Source organism: Serratia sp. EWG9, assembly GCF_019913725.1.
In the GTDB taxonomy this organism is placed as follows: Bacteria; Pseudomonadota; Gammaproteobacteria; order Enterobacterales; family Enterobacteriaceae; genus Serratia; species Serratia ureilytica.
In genome coordinates, this window is record NZ_JADNRO010000005.1 from 1 (window position 1) to 22,559 (window position 22,559).

At 62.9% G+C, this 22,559-nt stretch carries 17 protein-coding genes and 2 pseudogenes; 14 read left to right on the forward strand and 5 right to left on the reverse strand.

The window, feature by feature from the left end; genetic code table 11:
* Positions 1-537: 537 nt before the first annotated feature.
* The 4 genes from ITX55_RS12735 to ITX55_RS12750 form a co-directional block, all read right to left on the reverse strand.
* A complete protein-coding gene (locus ITX55_RS12735) occupies positions 538-1,356 on the reverse strand; it encodes a MetQ/NlpA family ABC transporter substrate-binding protein (RefSeq protein ID WP_033652662.1) in 819 nt (272 codons plus the stop codon).
* Positions 1,357-1,375: 19 nt separating this feature from the next.
* Positions 1,376-2,044, reverse strand: a complete 669-nt coding sequence (locus ITX55_RS12740) for a methionine ABC transporter permease (RefSeq protein ID WP_033642316.1) — start codon at positions 2,042-2,044, stop codon at positions 1,376-1,378.
* On the reverse strand, positions 2,037-3,062 hold the full coding sequence (locus ITX55_RS12745; protein WP_033642317.1) for a methionine ABC transporter ATP-binding protein: 1,026 nt from the start codon (positions 3,060-3,062) through the stop codon (positions 2,037-2,039). The genes ITX55_RS12740 and ITX55_RS12745 overlap by 8 nt, the downstream gene beginning before the upstream one ends.
* Positions 3,063-3,328: 266 nt before the next feature.
* Positions 3,329-3,772 carry an acetyltransferase gene (locus ITX55_RS12750; RefSeq protein WP_033642318.1) on the reverse strand — a complete coding sequence of 148 codons (444 nt, stop codon included), beginning with the start codon at positions 3,770-3,772 and terminating at the stop codon, positions 3,329-3,331.
* A gap of 242 nt (positions 3,773-4,014) precedes the next feature.
* Between ITX55_RS12750 and ITX55_RS12755 the strand changes: the two genes are divergently transcribed.
* The 3 genes from ITX55_RS12755 to ITX55_RS12765 all read left to right on the forward strand — a co-directional run bounded on the left by ITX55_RS12755 (position 4,015) and on the right by ITX55_RS12765 (position 6,716).
* Positions 4,015-4,887: an oxygenase MpaB family protein gene (locus tag ITX55_RS12755; protein WP_108680320.1), complete on the forward strand. Its 873-nt coding sequence runs from the start codon at positions 4,015-4,017 to the stop codon at positions 4,885-4,887.
* 163 nt (positions 4,888-5,050) lie between these two features.
* On the forward strand, positions 5,051-6,154 hold the full coding sequence (locus ITX55_RS12760; RefSeq protein ID WP_033642320.1) for a suppressor of fused domain protein: 1,104 nt from the start codon (positions 5,051-5,053) through the stop codon (positions 6,152-6,154).
* 34 nt (positions 6,155-6,188) lie between these two features.
* Positions 6,189-6,716 carry a cysteine hydrolase family protein gene (locus ITX55_RS12765; RefSeq protein WP_042783932.1) on the forward strand — a complete coding sequence of 176 codons (528 nt, stop codon included), beginning with the start codon at positions 6,189-6,191 and terminating at the stop codon, positions 6,714-6,716.
* A 32-nt stretch (positions 6,717-6,748) separates the two neighbouring features.
* On the opposite strand, the gene ITX55_RS12770 is transcribed toward ITX55_RS12765, so the two are convergent.
* Positions 6,749-7,624 carry an NAD(P)-dependent oxidoreductase gene (locus ITX55_RS12770; RefSeq protein ID WP_108680321.1) on the reverse strand — a complete coding sequence of 292 codons (876 nt, stop codon included), beginning with the start codon at positions 7,622-7,624 and terminating at the stop codon, positions 6,749-6,751.
* A gap of 290 nt (positions 7,625-7,914) precedes the next feature.
* On the opposite strand from ITX55_RS12770, the gene trpS reads away from it, so the two are divergent.
* The 11 genes and pseudogenes from trpS to ITX55_RS12820 all read left to right on the forward strand — a co-directional run bounded on the left by trpS (position 7,915) and on the right by ITX55_RS12820 (position 22,525).
* Positions 7,915-8,922: a tryptophan--tRNA ligase gene (trpS, locus tag ITX55_RS12775; RefSeq protein WP_223085116.1), complete on the forward strand. Its 1,008-nt coding sequence runs from the start codon at positions 7,915-7,917 to the stop codon at positions 8,920-8,922.
* 117 nt (positions 8,923-9,039) lie between these two features.
* The gene (gene phnC / locus ITX55_RS12780) at positions 9,040-9,873 is read left to right on the forward strand and encodes a phosphonate ABC transporter ATP-binding protein (RefSeq protein WP_019454697.1); all 834 of its coding nucleotides are present in this window, start codon (positions 9,040-9,042) and stop codon (positions 9,871-9,873) included.
* 41 nt (positions 9,874-9,914) lie between these two features.
* A complete protein-coding gene (phnD, locus tag ITX55_RS12785) occupies positions 9,915-10,847 on the forward strand; it encodes a phosphonate ABC transporter substrate-binding protein (protein ID WP_004939482.1) in 933 nt (310 codons plus the stop codon).
* Positions 10,848-10,925: 78 nt separating this feature from the next.
* On the forward strand, positions 10,926-11,789 hold the full coding sequence (phnE, locus tag ITX55_RS12790) for a phosphonate ABC transporter, permease protein PhnE (RefSeq protein ID WP_016928590.1): 864 nt from the start codon (positions 10,926-10,928) through the stop codon (positions 11,787-11,789).
* On the forward strand, positions 11,786-12,685 hold the full coding sequence (phnE, locus tag ITX55_RS12795) for a phosphonate ABC transporter, permease protein PhnE (RefSeq protein WP_033642327.1): 900 nt from the start codon (positions 11,786-11,788) through the stop codon (positions 12,683-12,685). The genes phnE (ITX55_RS12790) and phnE (ITX55_RS12795) overlap by 4 nt, the downstream gene beginning before the upstream one ends.
* Positions 12,686-12,916: 231 nt before the next feature.
* Positions 12,917-13,381 (forward strand): DUF1456 family protein, encoded by a 465-nt coding sequence (locus tag ITX55_RS12800; protein WP_004939471.1) that lies wholly within the window; start codon positions 12,917-12,919, stop codon positions 13,379-13,381.
* Between the two features lie 176 nt (positions 13,382-13,557).
* Complete coding sequence (locus tag ITX55_RS12805) at positions 13,558-16,125, forward strand: putative mucin/carbohydrate-binding domain-containing protein (RefSeq protein ID WP_223085119.1); 2,568 nt, start codon at positions 13,558-13,560, stop codon at positions 16,123-16,125.
* 223 nt (positions 16,126-16,348) lie between these two features.
* The gene (atzF, locus tag ITX55_RS12810) at positions 16,349-18,178 is read left to right on the forward strand and encodes an allophanate hydrolase (RefSeq protein WP_108680325.1); all 1,830 of its coding nucleotides are present in this window, start codon (positions 16,349-16,351) and stop codon (positions 18,176-18,178) included.
* Positions 18,179-18,180: 2 nt separating this feature from the next.
* Positions 18,181-19,911: pseudogene (locus ITX55_RS24045) on the forward strand (biotin carboxylase N-terminal domain-containing protein); the annotation flags it as partial.
* A gap of 128 nt (positions 19,912-20,039) precedes the next feature.
* Positions 20,040-21,800: pseudogene (locus ITX55_RS24050) on the forward strand (carboxyltransferase domain-containing protein); the annotation flags it as partial.
* Positions 21,801-21,814: 14 nt separating this feature from the next.
* Positions 21,815-22,525: a GntR family transcriptional regulator gene (locus tag ITX55_RS12820; protein WP_042785662.1), complete on the forward strand. Its 711-nt coding sequence runs from the start codon at positions 21,815-21,817 to the stop codon at positions 22,523-22,525.
* Positions 22,526-22,559 lie beyond the last annotated feature (34 nt).

The following is a 22,559-nucleotide window of genomic DNA, read 5'->3' on the forward strand; positions in this document are numbered from 1 at the left end:
ATACCGCATTGAGGCCGGTTGCGACAGGCGTCCCTGCCTGTCTCACCTGAAACCGCCGTCCATGGCGGTTTCGCCTAATGCGCTATGCCTGCGTTCGGCATCTTCAAGGGCGCCCAACACCGCGCTCATCTCCAACTTCTCTACCAGAACCTCATAAGCGACAGATTTCCCGGTAGCAGCCAGCTCAGGTGTTGACCTTTAGCGCGCATCACCGGCTGCCGAGCAAGACGGCGTTGTCAGGGGCAACCGGCCAGGGAAGGCCGTTGAGGCGAGACTAACAGGGACGTTTGTCGCAGCCGACCCGCCCGGCAACGCAGACGCGGCGAGGGTATCCGCGTAGCGGACAGACGGTGTTAAGCGAAGGCGCGGGTGGAGGGGCCGCGCCATCGGCCCCTCCAATTGCCGTTCATATTGGCCACAGAGAAATGCGGGACATTTACGGCAATTCCCCTGCACAGAACGTCCAGAGGCTGGATAAAAAATGCCACTCAGGCTTAAGTGAGCGGCATTGCGGCTTTTACCGGGCCATTTAACCCACTACTGGTTGACCGGGATCACCGCGCCCTGATACTTCTCGCGGATAAAGTCTTGAATCGGCTTGGAGTGCAGCACTTTCACCAGCGCCACGATCTCCGGCTTGTTCACGTCGGCTTTGTGCACGGTGATGATGTTGGCGTACGGGTTGTTTTCGCCGCTTTCGACCGCGATCGGATCCTTGGTCGGATTCAGCCCGGCGTCGATGGCGTAGTTGGCGTTGATCACCACGGCGTCACCTTCGTTGTTGTTGTACATCTGCGGCAGCAGCGCGCCTTCAACGTTAGCCTGGAACTTCAGGTGTTTCGGGTTTTCCACCACGTCGGCGATGCGTGCATCCACCTTGCTCACCCCTGGCTTCAGCTTGATCACGCCTTCCCGTTCAAAGATTGACAGAATGCGGCCTTCTTCCGCCACCGCGTCGCGCATGATGATTTTGCCGTTTTCCGGCAGATCTTTCAGGCTCTTGTACTTCTTCGAGTAGATGCCGATAGGCTCAATATGGATCGCGCCGGCGCTGACGAAGTCGTAGCTCTTGTCGTCGGCGTGGTCTTTCAGCACCGAGTTCAGGTAAGGCACGTGCTGGAAGTAGTTGGCGTCGATGTCGTGGCTGGCCAGCGCGGTGTTCGGCAGGATGTAGTCCTGGAAGCGCTTGATCTGCAGATCGATGCCTTCCTTCGCCAGTATCGGTTTGGCCTGTTCGAGGATCTCGGCGTGCGGCACGTTGGAGGCGCCAACCACCAGCTTGGTCGCCGCGGCGGCGCCGTAAGAGGCGAGGGTGGCGACAGAGGCGAAAGCCAACATCAGTAGGTGCTTTTTCATCATCGTTTTCCTTGGTTAATTAACGTTTATCGAGCGTTCTTGTCAGGGTGTCGCCAATGAACTGAATGACGAAAACGATCAGCAGGATCGTCAGCGTCGCCACCAGCGTCACGTCACTGTGGTTGCGTTGGAAGCCTTCCAGATAGGCCAGGTTGCCCAGGCCGCCGGCGCCGATCACCCCGGCCATCGCGGTGTAGCTCACCAGCGCGATCAGGGTAACGGTGATGCCGGAAACCAGCGCCGGCGAGCTCTCCGGCAGCAAGACGCGGAAAATCAGGGTGCGGTTTTTGGCGCCCATCGAGCGCGCCGCTTCGATTACCCCTTTGTCGACCTCGCGCAGCGCGATCTCCACCAGCCGGGCGTAGAACGGCGCGGCGCCGACGATCAGCGCCGGCAGGGCGGCGTCCGCACCGAGAATGGTGCCGATCAGCGACTTGGTGAACGGGATCAGCAGCACGATCAGAATGATGAACGGAATGGAGCGGAAGACGTTGACCAGCACGGAGATCAGGGTGTAGACCGTGCGGTTTTGCAGCAACTGCCCCTTCGAGGTTAAAAACAGCAGCACGCCGAGCACGATGCCCAGCACCAGCGTGGCCAAACCGGCGATGCCGGTCATGTACAGCGTTTCCCAGGTGGCGTCCCACAGTTGGTCCAGACGCAGGTGGGGGAACAGGGATTCAATCATGTTGGATAACCTCGACGGCGATGTCTCTTTCGTTCAGCAGGCTGAGCATGTCGGCGACGTGTTGTTCGTTGCCTTCGGCGTGGATGTACAGTTCGCCGAACGAACCGTTGAGGGTGTGGCTGATCTTGCCGTGCAGAATGTTGACGGTGAGCGGGTAGCGCCGAATCACCTCGGCGATCACCGCCTGATGAGTTTGTTCGCCGACGAAGGTCAGCTTGAAGATCGCCCCCGGCAGGTGGGCGGTGAGCTGCGGGTTGAAGCTCTCAGCCGTGTCCGCATACTGCGACACCTGTTTGACGAACTGCCGGGTGATCGGCTGCTGTGGCCGAGTGAACACCTCGAGCACCGGCCCCTCTTCGACGATGCGGCCGTTTTCCATTACCGCCACGCGGTGGCAGATTTTGCGCACCACGTGCATTTCGTGGGTGATCAGCACGATGGTCAATTTCAGCTGGCGATTGATGGCCAGCAGCAGGTCGAGAATGGCGTCGGTGGTTTGCGGATCGAGCGCTGAGGTGGCCTCGTCGCACAGCAGCACGCTCGGGTTATTGGCCAGCGCGCGGGCGATGCCGACGCGCTGTTTCTGGCCGCCGCTGAGCTGCGACGGGTAGGCGTTTTCGCGCCCCTGCAGGCCAACCAGCGCGATCAGTTCCGCCACGCGCGGGGCAATCTGCGCCTTGGGGACGCCGGCTATCTGCATGGAAAAAGCGATGTTTTGGCTGACGGTGCGCGACCACAGCAGGTTGAAGTGTTGGAACACCATGCTGATTTTCAGCCGCGCCTGGCGCAGGTGGCTGCCTTTGGCGCGGGCGATATCGAATCCGCCCACGTCAATGCGGCCGCTGGTGGGCTTTTCCAGGCCGTTGAGCAGGCGGATCAGCGTGCTTTTGCCGGCGCCGCTGTAGCCGATGATGCCGTAAATTTGCCCGGCTTCTATCGCCAGGCTGACGTCGTCAACCGCCACGACGCGGCCCTGTGCGCTGTCAAAAGTTTTGCAAACGTTCGAAAGAACGATCATAGCGAAGCGGATCCTTATTGATACATCACAGCATTCCGTCCGGCGCGCGTCGCGCCGGACAAGGATCGTTCGGCTTTTCGGCGGGGCACAACCCGGCGGGAAGTGACGGACGGAACCTCTGTTGCGGGTGAATACCGGGCAATCCTACCGAGGGTTGATAGTGACAGGAAGAATGTAAAATCTATTACTTATTCTGATTTGATATATTAGGCGGCGGGCGAGAGAAGGGGGAGAAAACCGGCCGCAGGGCGGCCGGCGGGGGCGGACTAGCGTTTTTCCAGCTTCATGTGCAGCAGCGGGAACGGGTTGCCCTGGCCGTCGAGCGGTGAGCGGCCGGTGATGACAAAACCGTAGTGGCGGTAGAAGCCGCTGGCCTGCGGATTTTGCTCGTTCACGTCCAGCTGCAGCTCATCGTGCAGCGTTTCCGCGTGGGTCAGCAGCGCTTTGCCCACGCCTTTGCCGCGCTGATCGGCATCGATAAACAGCATCTCCACCTTGTTGCCGTTCAGACCGATAAAGCCGCAGGGATGCCCCGGCTGCTCTTCGGCCACCCAAACGTTGACCGCCGGCAGGTAGTCGTTCAGCACCAGCGGGAACAGCTGTGCGATGTTGTCTTCGGTTAAAAAGTGGTGAGTGGCGCGCACCGAACGCAGCCAGATATCTGCCAATTGCGCGTTGTCTTCCGCCGCGCGTGCTCTGATGGTAATCATCGAACTCTCTGCTATCTAAGTTGAAGGAAAAGAAACTAGATAGAGGTTTTGTGGGGTTAGTGCCGAATTAACGTGGGTTAACGCCCTGCAAAGCGCCTCTGCAGTGGATCGAATAGGCCCGCCTGGTTGCAAGCGGTATAACAACTGTAATTCAGTAAGTTAAAGCTTTCAACCGCCGCAGGGCGCAATGAGGCGCTCGCCGCGTGATACACTGGCCGCTGAATGAGCAAGAGGGCGGCAGGATGGAAGCGGTACGCGCAGCGATAGAAAAACAGGTGCTCAGCCTGACCGGGTTGGCGCTCGGCGGCGTCGATTTCGAGAATCCGCCCGGCGATCCGGGGCTGTTCGGCCCGCAGTCGGTCATCTGGCAGGTACACCGCGATTTCACCCCGATGCTGTGCGGCGGCGTTAGCGCCTTGCTGTTGCAAATGCTGCACCCGTTGGCGCTGGCCGGCGTATGGGATCACTCCAACTTCCGCGACGATATGATTGGCCGCCTGCGCCGCACCAGCCAGTTCGTGTCGGTCACCACCTTCGGCCCGACCGCCGAGGCGGAGTGGCTGATCGCCAAAGTCAAAGCCATCCACCTGCGGGTGACCGGCGTCGGCAGCGACGGCACGCCCTATGCCGCCAGCGATCCGGCGCTGCTGACCTGGGTGCACGTGGCGGAGAGCAGCCGTTTTCTGGCCAGCCACCTGCGCTACCGCAACCCGCATCTTTCCCGCGATTTGCAGGATCAATACTATCGCGAAGCGGCGCGCGTGGCCGCCGCGCTGGGGGCGACCGCCATCCCTCAGTCCTGCGCGGAAGTAGACGACTATCTGCAGGCGATGCGGCCGCAGCTGGTCTGTGACGAACGCACCCAAGAGGTGGGGCGCATTCTGCTGAAGGCGCCGGCGCCGAGCGCGTTGGCGCGCCCGCTCGGCGGGGTGGTGATGCAGGCGGGCATCGATCTGTTGCCCGATTGGGCGCAGCGGCAGTTCGGCTTTCATCCGGGCGCGTTGCGGCGGCGGTTGGTGCGAACGGGGGCTGCAGGCCTCGGCAAAGTGCTGGGCGCGTCGATGCGCAACGGTTCCTATCAGCGCGCGGTGCGGCGCATCACTCAGGCGTCATGAGCCGCAGCCGCTATAATTAACCTTTGTTTATCTTCGTTTACGGCCGTTTTTGAGACTTTTACGGGTGATCCGGCCAGTAATGCGTTTTACACTTGAGGGCAAAGCCACATTCCATTTTTTGCGCGCAGCCGATTCTGCCGCGCCCTGACCCTATTGAGGTGATATGAACGAGTCATACGTACTTGCTGAAGTCAGCAATGAGAACCAGACGCTGGTCGCGGTGGTTCAGCAAGATCACCGGGCAGCCTATTTTTACATCTATCCCGCCGAAGCCTACAGCGATCGCTATCAGGTGCGCGCCTGCTGGCTGCGCAATCTGGCCGCCGCGCCGTTGCAGGAAGATCGCGCCGCGCTGGAGCAGGGGCAACCGCCGATGCTGGCGGCGGAATTTTGCCGCAACCTGGAAGGGGAAGCGCCGCTGAACCCGGAAGGGCTGATGGTGGTGTGGAGCGAAAGCGACGACGGCGCGGCCCTGTGGTATTACGGCCAACTGCTGGCGGTGATCCCCGGCTGGAGCCTGTATATCGACCATTCGGTGTGCTATTCGGCCAGCTGTATCAAGGAGAGCCCGTTGGCCTATCCGCTCGGTTCGGCCTCGACCAACACGCAATATGCGCAGGCGGAAAGCACCCGCCAGTTTTGGCGCAGCTGGCAGCGTGAAGAGGGCAATCCGTGGCCGAAGATGCAGCGCGATTTTCAGGCGCGCTATGAGCAGCATTTCGGCCCTTCGGTAAAATACTACGCCATCGATCAGGGCAAGTGGCCGCCGATGGCCATCACTCAGCACGAGCGCGACGGCATCTATTACTTCCTCACCATGGGCGTCAGCATTCGGCCGATGCCGTGGGTGGAGATCCTGTTCAACGATGAGGCTTCGCGCTATCGCCGCATGGAGATGGCGATCGCCATCGACAGCCAATACATGACCGAAGACAACGCGGTGCAGATGGCCAGCGCGCTGGCCGGTTTCGCTCACGCGCCTTGGGCGCGGCTGACCTGGATCGGCGAAGGTCATACGCTGGAGTCCGACGTGGCGCCGTTGGGCTATGAAGGCTATATTTTATCGTCGTCCTTCTACCCGCATCACGCGCACCTGACGTTGCCTCAGCAGTATGGCGACCCGGTGAACCTGTTCTGGGCCAGCCCGGTGTTTACCGCCGAGCGGCAGCTGGCGCACGCCACGCCGAACGGCGGGCACGATCTGGTGCACAGGTTGCGCGAGCAGGGCGTCGACCATATTTTCCGCCCGCGCCAGCCGGTGTGCTGACGCGACTTGTCTTGTCTTCTCTTCGGGAGCCGCCATGACCAGCGCGCTGTTGATTATCGATGTGCAGGAAGGGTTGTTTACGCCGCCGCCGGCGGATGCCGCGGGCACCGTTGCGCGCATCAACCAACTGAGCGAGCGCGCCCGCCGGGCGGGCGTGCCGGTGATCGTGATTCAGCACCATACGCCGGACGACGAACTGCCGCACGGCAGCGCCGCCTGGCAAGTGCTTGCGGCGCTGAAGGTGGCGCCAGGCGACCATCGGGTGGATAAAACCACGCCGGACTCGTTCCTGCGCACTTCGCTCGGCGCGTTACTGATCGCCAACGGCGTATCGCAGCTGGTGGTTTGCGGCTATTCCACGCCGTTTTGCATCGATACCACGGTGCGCAGCGCGGCGGCGCACGGCTATCCGGTGACGCTGGCGGCGGATGCGCATACCTGCCACGACAAATCCTATGCCGACGGTTTGCTGATCCGTACCCACCATAACGAGACGTTATCGAATATCGACAGCTTCGGCGTGCCGATCCGCGCCGTGCCCGCGGCGGACATCGTGTTCTGAGTACGGAAAACGGGGGCCAACGCCCCCGTTCGTTATTTCAGGCCCGCTCGTCGCGCCGCTACCTTGGCCAGCGCCGCCCAGTCCAGATCCGCATCCCCCTGCGCCATCGCGTCGAGGAAATTGTCTTTCAGCACCCCGGCGAACGGCATCGGCGTATGGCTGTCGGCGCCGGCGGCCAGCGCCAGCCCGACGTCCTTCAGCCCCAGCGCCAAGCGGAATCCGGCGGGTGAATACTTCTCGGCGGCGATCAGCGCGCCATAGCCCTGATAGGCCGGGGCGGCGAAGACGGTGCCGCTCAGCATCTGCAGGTAGTCGGCGCCGGAAACGCCGTAGTTGCGCACCAGCGCGCTGCCTTCCGCCATCGCTTCAATGGCGCTGGCCAGCGTAAAGTTGGTGGCGATTTTGACCACGTTGGCCTGCGCCGGATCGGCGCCGAAGTGCCAGGTTTTCTGGCCGAGGGCATCGAACAGCGGCTGCGCTTGCTTCAGCCGCTCGCTATCGCCGGCCGCCAGAATATTCAGCTTGCCGGCGGCGGCCACGTCGACCCGGCCCAGCACCGGCGCGGCGAGATAACCGATGCCGTGTTCCGCATGCAGCATCGTCAGGCGTTTGGCGAGTTCGACCGAGATAGTCGCCATATTGATATGCAGCGCGCCCGGTTTCATCCGCTGCAGCAATCCGCTGTCCACCACCACCTGTTGCGTCGCGGCATCGTCGGCCAGCATGGTGATCAGCACGTCGGCATCGGCCAACTGTTCCGGCCGTTCGGCCTGCCGCGCGCCGGCGCTCACCAGCGGCTGCGCCGCCTGCGGCGAACGGTTCCATACCGTCAACGCAAATCCCGCCTTCACCAGGTTAGCCGCCATGGCGCTGCCCATCCCGCCCAGTCCGACAAATCCGATCTTCATCATGCGCTCCTTTTTCAGGTTGAAGGTTTTACCCTAGCGCGCCGGGCCAGGAACGCAAATGCCGGAGTGTAACGCCGTCTTACGCGCCGGCGGCGGGCTATTGACGCATTGCCGCTACGGGTATACCTTGATGGCATGAATATATCGATGCACTCCACCCACAATCAGTCATGGTGGCGCCTCTTCTGAGGCGGCACGGGTATTCACATCTCTTTTTAATGCCGCCGGTTTGGCGGCATTATCTTTTGTGGCGTTGATCCGGCGGTCTACAGACCTTCAGGAGCACTGTCATGAGTTACACCATTCTTACCGGCGATCGCGCCACCGGCCCACTGCATTTAGGGCACTTCGTCGGCTCGCTGCGCCAGCGCGTCGAACTGCAGCACCAGCATAACCAAACGGTGATGGTGGCGGATCTGCAGGGCCTGACCGACAACGGCAACAACCCGCAAAAAATCAGCGCCAACGTGCTCAACGTGGTGGCCGACTATCTGGCGGTCGGCATCGATCCGCACAAGACCACCATTTGCCTGCAGTCGGCGCTGCCGGCGTTGGCCGAGCTGACGATGTACTACCTCAACCTGGTCAGCGTGGCGCGGCTGGAACGCAACCCGACGGTGAAAAGCGAAATCGCCGAGAAGGATTTCGCCCGCAGACTGCCTGCTGGTTTTCTGATCTATCCGGTCAGCCAGGCGGCGGACATCACCGCCTTCGGCGCCACCCACGTGCCGGTCGGCGAGGATCAGCTGCCGATGCTGGAGCAAACCAACGAGATCGTGCGGCGCTTCAACCACATCGTCGGCCAACCGGTGCTGTCGGAGTGCCAGCCGCTGTTAAGCAACGTCGGGCGTCTGCCGGGGCTGGACGGGCAGGGCAAAATGTCAAAATCGCGCGGCAACGCCATTCAGCTTGGCGCCGGCGCCGACGAGGTGCACAAGGCGGTGATGAGCATGTTCACCGATCCCGGCCATCTCAACGTCAGCGATCCCGGCCGGGTGGAGGGCAACATGGTGTTCACCTATCTGGACGCCTTCTGCGAAGACGCAGCGCTGTTGGCGGAGCTGAAGGCGCACTACCGGCGCGGCGGGTTGGGGGACGTGAAAATCAAACGGCTGCTGGAGGATTGCCTGCAGAGCCTGCTCGAACCGATCCGCACCCGCCGCGCCGAATTCATCGCCGATAAAGGCGAGCTGACGCGCATCCTGCAGTATGGCACCCGCCGCGCGCATCAGGTCAGCCAGCAGACGCTGCAGCAGGTCAAGGCGGCGCTGGGGCTGGACTTCTTTAGCCTGGAATGATGCGCACGCCGGGGCGGCACGCGTCACGCCCCGGCCATAAAACCATCATCCCACTGTCATAAACTTATCCGTTAATAGGTGCCCATAATGATTAGCCACTGAAACCAGAGAAATCATATGGCTCAGGCACTGTTAAAATTGGCGCAGCACGACTTTCCAGGGCAGCACGCCGCCGCATCCCGCAAAGTGTTATCGGTAAAGGGGCTCGGCAAGGCCTACAAAGCGCAGCAGCGCGTGCTGGATGACATCAATTTCGATCTGCACGCCGGCGAATTCGTGGCGGTGATCGGCCGCTCCGGCGCAGGCAAGTCCACGCTGCTGCATACCCTCAACGGCACCATTCCTTCCAGCTGCGGCGAGATGCTGCACTTCGAAGACGATGGCGTGGCGCAGGATATCGCCCAGCTTGCCGGCCGCCAGATGCGCCAATGGCGCGCGCGCTGCGGCATGATCTTCCAGGACTTCTGCCTGGTGCCGCGGCTGGACGTGATGACCAACGTGCTGCTGGGGCGCCTGAGCCACACCTCCACCCTGAAATCCTTCTTCAAACTGTTCGATGACGCCGACCGCGCTCGCGCCATCGAGCTGTTGCAGTGGCTTAACATGCTGCCGCATGCGCTGCAGCGCGCCGAGCACCTCTCCGGCGGCCAGATGCAGCGCGTCGCCATCTGCCGCGCGCTGATGCAAAACCCGCAAATCCTGCTGGCCGATGAGCCGGTGGCGTCGCTCGATCCGAAAAACACCCGCCGCATCATGGACGCGCTGCAGAAAATCAGCGAAGACGGCATCGCGGTGATGGTGAACCTGCACTCGGTCGAACTGGTGAAAGAGTATTGCTCGCGGGTGATCGGCATCGCCCACGGGAAGATCGTGTTTGACGGGCATCCTTCGCAACTGAACGAACGGATCCTGCACCAGCTGTATGGCGAGGAAGCCAATCAGATCCATTGAAGCACTTTTGACCTTTACCCTTTACACACAAGGCACACCTAATGAAAAAAGTATTGAGTCTGACCACCCTGATGGCCGGCGCGATGATGGTATTTAATGCTGCCGCAGCGGATGCGCCGAAAGAGCTGAACCTGGGCATTCTCGGCGGCCAGAACGCCACCCAGCAGATCGGCGATAACCAGTGCGTGAAGCAGTTCCTGGATAAAGAGTTGAACGTCGATACCAAGCTGCGCAACTCATCCGACTATTCCGGCGTGATCCAGGGCCTGCTGGGCGGCAAGATTGACCTGGTGCTCAGCATGTCGCCGTCGTCGTTCGCTTCGGTTTACATCAAGGATCCGAAAGCGGTGGACATCGTCGGCATCGCGGTTGACGACGTCGACCAGTCGCGCGGCTACCACTCGGTGGTGGTGGTGAAGGCCGGCAGCCCGTACCAGAAACTGGAAGACCTGAAGGGCAAGGCCATCGGCTTCGCCGATCCGGATTCCACCTCCGGCTTCCTGATCCCGAACCAGGCGTTTAAAAAGCTGTTCGGCGGCACGGTCGACAACAAATACAACAACACCTTCTCCAGCGTCACCTTCTCCGGCGGCCACGAGCAGGACATCCTCGGCGTGCTGAACGGCCAGTTCGAAGGCGCGGTGACCTGGGCGTCGATGATCGGCGACTACAACACCGGCTACACCAGCGGCGCGTTCACCCGCATGATCCGCATGGATCATCCGGACCTGATGAAACAGATCCGCATCATCTGGCAGTCGCCGCTGATCCCGAACGGCCCGATCCTGGTGAGCAACTCGCTGCCGGCCGACTTCAAGGCCAAAGTGGTCACCGCCATCAAGAAGCTGGATAAAGACGATCACGCGTGCTTTATCAAAGCGATGGGCGGCAAACAGCACATCGGCGACACCACCCTGGCGGAATACCAGACCATCATCGATATGAAGCGCGAGCTGACCAAAGGCGACCGTTGATTCCCGGCTGCCTCGGCCGCCCGAATGAAGGGGTTCAGCATGCTGAACCCCTTGTTCCATAACGATGGAAGACCTGTTTTGAATACCGATTTCGCACACTATTACCAACGGATCCGCAGCAAGCAAAAGCGCGAAGCGCTGCTGTGGTCGCTCGGGCTGGTGGTGCTGTACCTGGGCGCCGGCAACCTCGCCGAGTTCAACCTGCACACCGTCTGGGTGTCTATTCCGCACTTCTTCGACTACCTGGCCGAAACCGTGCCGACGCTGCACTGGAACCTGCTGTTCGCCGATGGGCGTACCGAAGGCTCGCTGGCCTACTGGGGCTATCGCCTGAACATTCAGCTGCCGCTGATCTGGGAGACCCTGCAGCTAGCGCTGGCGGCGACCATTTTCTCGGTGCTGGTGGCGACCGTGCTGGCATTTCTGGCGGCCGGCAATACCTATACTCCGGCCTCGGTGCGGCTCGCGATCCGCACGCTGGTGGCGTTCTTGCGCACCATGCCGGAGCTGGCGTGGGCGGTGATGTTCGTGATGGCGTTCGGCATCGGCGCCATTCCCGGCTTCCTGGCGCTGGCGCTGCACACCATCGGCAGCCTGACCAAGCTGTTCTACGAATCGATCGAAACCGCCTCCAACAAACCGGTGCGCGGGCTGGCGGCCTGCGGCGCCACGCCGCTGCAGCGCATGCGCTTCGGCCTGTGGCCGCAGGTGAAGCCGGTGTTTCTCTCCTACAGCTTCATGCGGCTGGAGATCAACTTCCGCCAGTCGACCATTTTGGGGCTGGTGGGGGCGGGCGGCATCGGCCAGGAGCTGATGACCAACATTAAACTCGACCGTTACGATCAGGTCAGCATGACGCTGCTGCTGATCATCGTGGTGGTTTCCGTGCTCGACTACGTGTCGGGCGAGCTGCGCAAGCGCGTGGTGGAGGGGGCAAAATGACAGCGGGCACTCCGGCATCGGCGGAAACGTTGCGCCAGTTGAAACAGCAGCATCCGGCGATCTTCGCGCAGCAGGGGCGCTACCTGCGCACCGTCGGCCTGATCGCCTTGGCGATCGTGCTGTACTACGTGTTCTTCTTCCTGGTCTTCGGCATTAGCTGGCCGCAGTTTATCAACGGCTGCCAGCAGCTGGGGCGCTATTTCCTGCGCATGTTCGTCTGGCATGACTTCGCCAACTGGCCGTTCATGTACTACTTCCAGCAGATCGGCATCACCATCGCCATCGTGTTCGCCGGCACCATCACCGCGTCGCTGATCGCGCTGCCGCTGTCGTTCTTCGCCGCGCGCAACGTGATGTCGACGCCGCTGCTGCGGCCAATTTCGGTGCTGGTGCGCCGCTTGCTGGACGTGCTGCGCGGCATCGACATGGCGATCTGGGGGCTGATCTTCGTGCGCGCCGTCGGCATGGGGCCGCTCGCCGGGGTGTTGGCTATCGTGATGCAGGACGTCGGGCTGCTGGGCAAACTGTACGCCGAAGGCCATGAGGCGGTGGACAAGTCCCCCAGCCGCGGCCTGACGGCGGTGGGCGCCAACGGGTTGCAGAAGCACCGCTACGGCATTTTCACCCAGTCGTTCCCCACTTTCCTGGCGCTCAGCCTGTACCAGATCGAATCCAACACCCGCTCTGCGGCGGTGCTGGGCTTCGTCGGCGCCGGCGGCATCGGCCTGGTGTATGCGGAGAATATGCGGCTGTGGAACTGGGACGTAGTGATGTTCATCACGCTGATCCTGGTGGTGGTGGTGATGATCATGGACAAGGTCTCGTCGATGCTGCGCAACAAGTACATCATCGGCGAAGATATCCCGCTGTATCAGCAAAAAAGCCAAATCGATTGAGAAACCCCTTGCCGATCCCTATACTGCCGCACATTCAAGGTGTGCGGCCATACCCGTCATACTTGGAGCTGCCTCTTTGTTGGCTGCATTTGCGCGCCCCGGTCACATAGTTAACTATGCTCCGGGGGCTTACAAATTTGCCGCCGCGATGCAACTCCAATTATTTTGGGTATGGGGCATTTTTTTACAATGCGCACGTCCCCGTTAGACAAGTAAAGGCAATGCAATCCCATGATGAACAACGACGTGCTGCGCAGCGTGCGCTATATGCTGAGCATTAACAACGCCAAAATGGTCGAGATTATCAAACTGGACGATTTCGAGGTGGCGGTGTCGGCGATGGACGCTTACGTGATCAAAGAAGGCGAGCCGGGCTACGAGAAGTGCCCTGACGAAGTGATGGCGCACTTCCTCAACGGCCTGGTGTTCTTCAAGCGCGGCAAGGACGACAAGTTCCCGGCGCCGGCGGTTGAACTGCCGATCACCAATAACCTGGTGCTGAAAAAGCTGCGCGTGGCGTTCGAGCTGAAAGACACCGACATGCACCAGATTTTCACCGCGGTGGACTTCCGCATCTCCAAGCCGGAGCTGAGCGCGCTGTTCCGCAAAGAGGGCACCAAGAACTACCGCCCGTGCGGCGATCAGATGCTGCGCTACTTCCTTAAAGGGTTGGCGCAGCGCGTTCGCGGCGAGTAACACGCAGCGTTCACCGAATATCAGGCGCAATCGCAAGGTTGCGCCTTTTTTATTGTCTCCTCCCTCCTACCTTTGTTGTACTGTCCCTCAGCCACCCGCCATCGATGGAGGGCGTGCCGCCCATCCGGTTACTTTTTCATGGTCAATTCAATCACCCAAACCATGAGGAAAGCAGGATGCCAACCATCACGAAAACCCAATCACTTTACACGTTGACCCGGCCGGTCTGGCTGGATGCGGCAGGCATGAGCAAAGGCATCGATCACGATCGCCAGCACCTGGGCGTCATTCTCGCCGCCGGGCAGGTGCTGCGAGTGCGCCAGACCAACGCGGCGTTTACCGGCAAGCTCACGCTGCGTTTGCTGAATGACGACAGCAAAACGGAGGCGGAATTCAGCGTCGGCGCGAGCTGGGTCGAGGCCCAGGTCAATGCCGTCTCGGTGCCGTTCATCGATACGCCGTACGGGCAGGGCGAGCCGGCGCTGGAGTTCGAGTACCCGGACACGGCGAAAGCGCTGCCGGTTTATCGCCGTGGCGAAAACGAAGCCGCATTCTTTGCCCGCTGGGACGATCGGGACGCCGAGTTTGCCCTGGTCGATGCGGAATACGCAGTGTTGCTGGTGCCGAAAATCAGTAAACCGACGCTGAAGTCGCTGGGCGACGCGAAAAACATCGACGGGCTGATCGCCTACTACGATCGCATTTTCACTTTCTACAATGCGCTGACCGGCGTCTCGTTCGAGGCTGAACACGAATCCGATCGCAATATTCGCAACCGCTACTTTATGAAGGCCGATAAGCACGGCGCCGGCGCCGCGTATTACGGCGGCCGCTGGACGGCGGAAACCAGCAACTCGGTCAGCAGCTTCTGGCTGACGCCGAAAGACAGCAACTGGGGCAGCCTGCATGAGATCGCGCACGGCTATCAGGGGCACTTTATGGGCGACAAATATTTCTCCACCGGTGAGATGTGGAACAATATTTATGCCGCTTGCTATCAGGACGTGATGCTGGGGGAACGCAAATACCAGGAGGGGTGGCTGTATAACTACGGCAACGCGGCCGGCGTCGAGAAGAAAATCATCGATTTGATCGCTCAGGGCACGCCGCTCAACCAGTGGGATCTGCGCTCCAAGCTGTTCTTCGCGATGCTGATGGTCGACAAGGCAGGCAAGAACGCCTTCACGCACTTTAATCAGCAATATCGTCAAAGCTGCAACATGCCGGGCTTCGTGCCGTCGGAACATGCCTTGCTGGATCTGCTGTCGGCAAGCTTCGCCGCGGCCGGTGAGCAGATCGACGTGACGCCGTTCGTCGAGCTGACCGGCGGCGTGATCACCCAAGCGCAGCGCGATCGCAACGCGTTCAGCCACGCCAAGGCGGTGTATCCGCTGTATCAACTGGTGGACGCGCAGCGTCTGCCGGCGGTGCAGGCGCAGCTGAAACTGGATTCCTCGCTGCGGCTGGTCGACTCCTGCCAGCTCAAGGCCAGCGGGCTGAAAGGCGACGTCACCCTGAGTCTGGATATCGATGACTTTGCGCAGATCTACGGTGAGGATCTTGTCCTGATGGAAGGGGCGCGCTATGCCCACAAAATCCGTATCGACGCGCCGACCCTGGCCCTGACCGCGCTGCCGATCGGCGTGTATACCTTGCGGTTGCCGACCGGCAAAGATCGTAAATATCGGCCGACGGCGGGTTACCTGACGGTGAAGCAGGGGAAAAACGCGGTGACGCTTCGCTTCGAGCGCAAAGCCGCTTCGCCGATCGTTTCGCAGGAGATCAATCTGTTGGGCCTGAGCGATGCGGTCTTCGCCACCGTGGTCGTCGATCGCGCCAAAGGAGCGGTGGTGGTTGACGTGACCAGCACCACGCCGCACGCCTACTTCCCCGGTGAAACCTATGCCCGGGTGACGCTGCGCGATCGGCAGGGCGCGGTGCGCTTCAGCAAGGAGATTCAGGGCACTCAGGCTACGTTAAGTCATGACGAGCTGCCGTTTGCCGAGGGCGATGACATCGAGATTTACCATGTGGAGCCGAGCCGGGTGCGTTTGAATCCGGCGGCGGCCGACGTCATCGATAACAAAAACAAAACCAACGTACTGCGCATCGAAACCAGCGGGCTGAAAAACCCGGCGTTGCCCGGCGATCCCGAGCAGGCGCTGCTGGCGCGCCTGGAACAGGCGGCGCAGCGTTTGCGTCGCCTGTTGCCGGCTTACTATGCGCCATCGTCGTCGTTCAAGGACGATATTTATCTGGCGATCGGCGCCTTTGCTGAGCCGCAGCGCGAGTCACTGTTGGCGACCTATCGGGATTGCCTGCCGGCCGACAATACGCCGCCGGGCGCCAACGTCGGCAATGCGTTTACCGTGGCGTGCAAAGGGATTGGCGATCGCCAGTTCCTGACCGGCGCCATCGATCTGGTGAAGAAAACCGTTACCGTCACGCTGGCGGCGGGGATTGCTCACCACTACTTTGCCGACAGCTACGCCTTCCTCAGCGTGACGGATGCGGACGGCAACGTCTTGCTCAGCTACGACGTCATCGGCAGCCAGAATCAACCGGCCAAAACCTGGGTGTTGCCGCTGTCGGGTTACGGCGGTGAAGTGATTCATCTGCGGCATGAAGAGCCGGACAACCGCCTGGCGATCGTCAACGAAATGCAGCACTTGCGGCTGGCGGAGAAGGGCAAGCAACAGACCTACTGCATTACGCCGGTCGGTTTGAAACGCATCAACGACTGATCCCCATCGGCCTGCGGGGCGGCGAGTGTCGTCGCCCCGGTTTTTCCTCTGCGTCATCCCGCCATTGCACTCTTTTTGTTCTCCCGCTGCGCGCCGCTGGTGCAGCCCGTTTGCCGCCGCCGTCATAAGTTTTAATTATAATTTATTGAAATCATGAGATTAAAAATTGGCACGCCGGTTGCTCTGTTGAATCCCATCTTGTGTACCAGATGGAATTCAGTCGATGAGCGAACCTGTTGTAGCGTGCGGTTTTACCCTCAGTGAATGGCAACACCATTACCAAACCCGCCCGGCGGGCGAGCGCCTTGCCTGCGTCAGTGCGACGATCGAAACGCTGGTCGCCGGGCTGAACCCAGACGATAACGCCTGGCTGTATCTCGCTACGCCGGCGCAGCGCGAGCAGCAGTATCGGCAGCTGGCACAGAGGCTCGAGGCGGTCGCCGGCGATCTCAGCCGCCTGCCGCTGTTCGGCGTGCCCTTCGCCATCAAAGACAATATCGACGTTGGCGGCTGGCCGACCAGCGCCGCCTGCCCGGCGTTCACCTATCAGGCCGCGGCGGACGCCACCGTGGTCGCCCACCTGCGCGCCGCCGGGGCGATCGCCCTTGGAAAAACCAACCTCGACCAGTTCGCTACCGGGTTGGTGGGCACTCGCTCACCGTATGGCGCAGTGGTCAACAGCTTCGACAGCCGCTACGTCAGCGGCGGTTCCAGCTCCGGCTCCGCCTCGGTGGTGGCGCGCGGCCTGGTGCCGTTCGCGCTCGGCACCGACACAGCCGGTTCGGGGCGTGTGCCCGCCGGGTTCAACAACATCGTCGGGCTGAAGCCGACCAAGGGGCGGTTGTCCAACCGCGGCGTGGTGCCGGCCTGCCGGTTGAACGATACGGTGTCGGTCTTCGCGCTGACGGTGGCCGACGCCGCGCAGGTGGCGGAACTGGCGAGCGGCTTTGACGCGGCAGACCCGTATTCCTGCCCCGATCCGCATACCGCGCCGGCGGATATCCCCGCCGCGCCGCGTTTCGCCGTTCCCGCCCAACTGGAGTTTTTCGGCGACGTTCAGGCCGAGCGGGCGTTTCACCGAGCGCTGGCGCAGCTGCAGGCGGGCGGCGCCACGCTGGAACCCCTCGATTTCGCGCCGTTTCGCACTCTGGCGGAACAGCTGTATTACGGCCCCTGGGTGGCGGAGCGCACGGTGGCCATTGAGCAGGTGCTGGAAGCGAGCCCGCAGGCTATCGATCCGGTGGTGCGCGGCATCGTCGGCAACGGCCTCGGCTACAGCGCCTGCGACGCCTACAAGGCGGAATACCTGCGCGCCGAGCTGGCGCGGCAAATCGCCCAGCGGCTGGCGCCGTTCGACGCGCTGGTGGTGCCGACCGCGCCCACTATCCGCACCCTGGCGGAGATGGCGCAGGAGCCGGTGCTGTTCAATTCGCAATTCGGCACTTACACCAATTTCACCAACCTGGCCGATCTGAGCGCGCTGGCGCTGCCGGGGCCGCTGCGCGAAGACGGTCTGCCGGCGGGCATCACCCTGATTGCGCCCGCCTGGCATGACCGGGCGCTGGCGGCGTTTGGCCTGCGCTGGCAACGGCAAAGCGCCTTGCCGCTCGGCGCTATCGGCCGGGCATTGCCGCCGCAGCCTGTGCCTGCGCCGTCCACAGGGCACGTGCGTCTGGCGGTAGTGGGCGCTCACCTTAGCGGCATGCCGCTCAACGTCCAGCTGACACAGCGCGACGCGGTGCAGGTGGAGCAAACCGCTACCGCCCCCTGCTATCGCCTGTATGCGCTGGCCGATACCGAGCCGCCGAAGCCGGGGCTGGCGCGCGCGGCGCAGGGGGCGGCGATCCGCGTTGAGCTGTGGGACATCCCGCTGGCCCGTTTCGGCGAGTTTGTGGCGGAAATCCCGGCGCCATTGGGCATCGGCACGCTGCTGCTGGCGGACGGCCGGCGGGTGAAGGGGTTTATCTGCGAAGCCTGGGCGCTGGAAGACGCGACGGATATCACTGAGTTTGGCGGCTGGCGCGACTATCTCGCCAGCGTTAAGGGGGCATGAACATGTTTACTACCGTACTGATCGCTAACCGCGGCGAAATCGCCTGCCGCGCCATTCGCACCCTGAAACGCCTGGGCGTAACCAGCGTGGCGGTCTATTCCGACGCCGACCGCAATGCGCCGCACGTCGCCGAGGCCGACAGGGCGGTGGCGCTCGGCGGCGACAAGGCCGCCGACAGCTACCTGCGCATCGACAAGATCCTCGCGGCGGCAGCGGCCACCGGCGCGCAGGCGATCTACCCCGGCTACGGCTTTTTGTCCGAGAGCGCCGAGTTTGCCGACGCCTGCGAAGCGGCGGGCATCGCCTTTATCGGCCCGACGGCGGCGCAGATGCGCGAGTTCGGCCTCAAGCACCGGGCGCGCGAGCTGGCGGCGTTGGCCGGGGTGCCGATGACGCCGGGCACCGGCTTGCTGGAGAGCGTTGAGCAGGCGGTCTCGGCCGCCGCGCGCATCGGCTACCCGGTGATGCTGAAAAGCACCGCCGGCGGCGGCGGCATCGGCCTGACGCGCTGTGACGACGAGGCGGCGCTGCGCGACGCCTACGACAGCGTCAAACGGCTGGGAGAGCAGTTCTTCCGCGACGCCGGCGCCTTTATCGAACGCTTCGTCGATCGGGCGCGCCACGTCGAGGTGCAGATTTTCGGCGACGGCCAGGGGCGGGTGGCGGCGCTCGGCGAGCGCGACTGTTCGCTGCAACGGCGCAACCAAAAGGTGGTGGAGGAAACCCCGGCGCCGCATCTGCCGGCGGCGACCCGCCAGGCGCTGCACCGGGCGGCGGTGGCGCTGGGCGAGTCGGTGAATTACCGCAGCGCCGGCACCGTAGAGTTTATCTATGACGCCGCGCGCGACGAGTTTTATTTCCTGGAGGTGAACACCCGCTTACAGGTCGAGCACCCGGTCACCGAAATGGTCACCGGCCTGGATCTGATCGCATGCATGCTGCAGGTGGCGGCGGGCGACGCGCTGGATTGGGCGGCGTTGCAACGCGCGCCGCAGGGCGCGGCGATCGAGGTGCGCCTCTACGCCGAAGATCCGCTGAAAAACTTCCAGCCCAGCCCCGGTGTGCTGACCGAGGTGTATTTCCCTGACGACGTGCGCCTCGACGGTTGGGTGGCGACCGGCAGCGAAGTGTCGGCGTTTTACGACCCGATGATCGCCAAGCTGATCGTGCACGGCGCCGATCGGGCACAGGCGCTGGAAAAATTGCGCGCGGCGCTGGCGGCGACCCGTTTGCACGGCATCGCCACCAATCTCGACTATCTGCGGCAGGTGATCGCCACGCCGCAATTTCAGCGCGGCGATGTCTGGACACGCCTGCTGGACGATGTGCGTTTCCAGCCGCACAGCCTCGAAGTGCTGCAACCCGGCACCTACAGCAGCGTGCAGGATTATCCCGGCCGCCTCGGCTATTGGGACATCGGCGTGCCGCCGTCCGGCCCGATGGACGACTTCGCGTTTCGGCTGGCCAACCGCATCGTCGGTAACCACCCGGCGGCCGCCGGGTTGGAGTTTACCCTGCAGGGGCCGACGCTGCGCTTTCATTGCGACGCCACCATCGCGCTGACGGGCGCGAGCTGCCCGGCCGATCTGGATGGCGAGGCGGTCGCCTACTGGCGGCCGATCGCGGTGCGGGCCGGGCAGGTATTGACGCTGGGGCGCGCCACGCAAGGCTGCCGCACCTATCTGGCGGTACGCAACGGCTTTGACGTGCCGGTGTATCTCGGCAGCCGCTCCACCTTCGCGCTGGGCCAGTTCGGCGGCCACGCCGGGCGCACCTTGCGCGTGGCGGACATGTTGGCGATCGCCCAACCGGCGCTGGCGGCCAGCACCACGCCGGCGCCGATCGCCGCGCCGCAGGCGATGGACGACAGCCTGATCCCGCACTACGGCGACCAGTGGCACATCGGCGTGCTGTACGGGCCGCACGCGCGCCGGACTTTTTCAACGCTGAATCGATTGAGGCCTTCTTCGCCACCGACTGGCAGGTGCATTACAACTCCAACCGCCTCGGGGTGCGCCTGTCGGGGCCGAAGCCCGAGTGGGCGCGGGAGGACGGCGGCGAGGCCGGTTTGCATCCTTCCAACGTGCACGACTGCGAGTACGCCATCGGCGCCATCAACTTCACCGGCGATTTCCCGGTGATCCTGACCCGCGACGGGCCCAGCCTCGGCGGCTTCGTCTGCCCGGTGACCATCGCCAAGGCCGAACTGTGGAAAGTGGGGCAGGTGAAGCCGGGCGACCGCATCCGTTTCCATCCGATCGGCTTCCGGCAGGCGCAGTCGCTGGAGCAGGCGCAGCTCGGCAGCATCGAAGCGCTGGCGGCGGTGAAGGCCATCACCCTACCGCCGCCGGATCTGGCCCCGGCGGAGACCGTTTCCGCCGCGGTGCTGGCGGCGCTGCCGGCGGCGGACGGGCGCCCGGCGGTGGCGTATCGCCAGGCGGGGGACGGCTACATCTTGATGGAGTACGGCGACAATGTGCTCGATCTGGCGCTGCGGCTGCGCATTCATCTGCTGATGCAGTCGCTGCGGCAGGAGGCGATGCCGGGCGTGGTGGAGCTGGCGCCGGGCGTGCGTTCGCTGCAGATCCGCTACGACAGCCGGCAGATTAGCCAGGCCGACCTGCTGCAGCGCCTGCTGGCGCGCGAACGGGCGCTGGGGGACGTCAGCCGCCTGAAGGTGCCGACGCGCACCGTGTGGCTGCCGATGGCGTTTGAGGATTCGGCCACGCTGGGGGCGGTGGATCGCTATCAACAGACGGTGCGCGCCTCGGCGCCCTGGCTGCCGAACAACGTCGATTTCATTCAGCGCATCAATGGCCTGAGCCGACGCGAGCAGGTGCGCGACATTCTGTTCGACGCCAGCTACCTGATCCTCGGGCTGGGCGACGTTTACCTCGGCGCGCCCTGCGCGGTGCCGCTCGATCCGCGCCATCGCCTGCTGAGCTCCAAATACAATCCGGCGCGCACCCACACCGCCGAAGGGACGGTCGGCATCGGCGGCATGTACATGTGCATCTACGGCATGGACTCGCCGGGCGGTTACCAGCTGGTGGGGCGCACGCTGCCGATCTGGAACAAGTTTCTCAAAAACCCGCAGTTCACCGCCGGTGAGCCCTGGCTGCTGCGCTTCTTCGATCAGGTGCGCTTCTACCCGGTCAGCGAGCAAGAGCTGGACGAGCAGCGCGAAGCGTTCCGTGAAGGGCGCATGCAGGTGCGCATCGAAAAGAGCGAGTTCGACTTCGCCGCCTACACCCGTTTCCTGGCCGACAACGCCGAGGCGATCGCCGACTTCCAGCATCGCCAGCAGCAGGCGTTCAGCGCCGAAGTGGCGCGCTGGCGCAGCGATGACGACGAGGCCGAGGCGCAGCTGTTGCCGCCGGAGGACGAAGACGCCATCGACGGCGATCTGGTCAGCGCCGATCTTAACGGCAGCGTGTGGAAGATCCTGGTGGAACCGGGGCAGGCGGTGGCGGCCGGGCAGCCGCTGATCGTGGTCGAGGCGATGAAAATGGAGCTGGCGGTCACCGCGCCGCGCGCCGGGATCGTTAAACGCATCAGCTGCCGGCAGGGGCGGCCGGTCGGGCCGGGCGACGCTCTGCTGTGGCTGGAAAAGGCGGTCTGAACGGAGGAGCGATGATGCAAATCACCAACGGAGAGCACAAGGCGCGCCCGGAAGGGCTGGCGGAGCGCATTTATCTGCAGCTCAAGGCCGACATCTTCGAGTTTCGCCTGCTGCCGGGCGATCGCTTCAGCGAAAGCGACGTGGCGCAGCGCATGGCGGCCAGCCGCACGCCGGTGCGTCAGGCGCTGTTTCGGCTGGAGCGCGAAGGCTATGTCGAGGTGTTGTTTCGCAGCGGTTGGCAGGTGCGGCCGTTCGATTTCGCCTACTTCGAAGAGCTGTACGACCTGCGCATCGTGCTGGAGCAAGAGGCGGTGAAACGGCTGTGCGAACGCCCGGCCGGGGAAACGCCGGACGCGCTGGCGGCGCTGAGCCGTTTTTGGACCGAAGCGCCGCGCCTGGCGGACGGCAAGGCGGTGTCGCAGCACGATGAGCAGTTTCATCAGGCGTTGGTGGCCGCGGCGGGCAACGGCGAAATGGCGCGCATCCACCGCGAGCTGACCGAAAAGATCCGCATCATTCGCCGGCTGGATTTCACCCAGCAGACGCGGGTGGACGCCACCTACCGCGAGCACGCCGCCATTTTGCAGGCGATCCTGCAGCGGCAAAGCGGGGAGGCGCAAACGCTGCTCGGCGAGCACATCGCCGTCAGCAAGGCAGAAGTGCGAAAAATAACGCTGCACATGTTGCATCAGGCGCGGGCTCAGCAGCCTGCGCGCTCGGCGTAACGATTTTGATTTCACACACATCAGGAGTTTGAAC

Excerpts from the sequence above, each read along its gene's own strand:
- ITX55_RS12735 (WP_033652662.1), bottom strand. The coding sequence starts at position 1,356 with ATGAAAAAGCACCTACTGATGTTGGCTTTCGCCTCTGTCGCCACCCTC.
- ITX55_RS12740 (WP_033642316.1), bottom strand. The coding sequence starts at position 2,044 with ATGATTGAATCCCTGTTCCCCCACCTGCGTCTGGACCAACTGTGGGAC.
- ITX55_RS12745 (WP_033642317.1), bottom strand. The coding sequence starts at position 3,062 with ATGATCGTTCTTTCGAACGTTTGCAAAACTTTTGACAGCGCACAGGGC.
- ITX55_RS12750 (WP_033642318.1), bottom strand. The coding sequence starts at position 3,772 with ATGATTACCATCAGAGCACGCGCGGCGGAAGACAACGCGCAATTGGCA.
- ITX55_RS12755 (WP_108680320.1), top strand. The coding sequence starts at position 4,015 with ATGGAAGCGGTACGCGCAGCGATAGAAAAACAGGTGCTCAGCCTGACC.
- ITX55_RS12760 (WP_033642320.1), top strand. The coding sequence starts at position 5,051 with ATGAACGAGTCATACGTACTTGCTGAAGTCAGCAATGAGAACCAGACG.
- ITX55_RS12765 (WP_042783932.1), top strand. The coding sequence starts at position 6,189 with ATGACCAGCGCGCTGTTGATTATCGATGTGCAGGAAGGGTTGTTTACG.
- ITX55_RS12770 (WP_108680321.1), bottom strand. The coding sequence starts at position 7,624 with ATGAAGATCGGATTTGTCGGACTGGGCGGGATGGGCAGCGCCATGGCG.
- trpS (WP_223085116.1), top strand. The coding sequence starts at position 7,915 with ATGAGTTACACCATTCTTACCGGCGATCGCGCCACCGGCCCACTGCAT.
- phnC (WP_019454697.1), top strand. The coding sequence starts at position 9,040 with ATGGCTCAGGCACTGTTAAAATTGGCGCAGCACGACTTTCCAGGGCAG.
- phnD (WP_004939482.1), top strand. The coding sequence starts at position 9,915 with ATGAAAAAAGTATTGAGTCTGACCACCCTGATGGCCGGCGCGATGATG.
- phnE (WP_033642327.1), top strand. The coding sequence starts at position 11,786 with ATGACAGCGGGCACTCCGGCATCGGCGGAAACGTTGCGCCAGTTGAAA.
- ITX55_RS12800 (WP_004939471.1), top strand. The coding sequence starts at position 12,917 with ATGATGAACAACGACGTGCTGCGCAGCGTGCGCTATATGCTGAGCATT.
- ITX55_RS12805 (WP_223085119.1), top strand. The coding sequence starts at position 13,558 with ATGCCAACCATCACGAAAACCCAATCACTTTACACGTTGACCCGGCCG.
- atzF (WP_108680325.1), top strand. The coding sequence starts at position 16,349 with ATGAGCGAACCTGTTGTAGCGTGCGGTTTTACCCTCAGTGAATGGCAA.
- ITX55_RS12820 (WP_042785662.1), top strand. The coding sequence starts at position 21,815 with ATGCAAATCACCAACGGAGAGCACAAGGCGCGCCCGGAAGGGCTGGCG.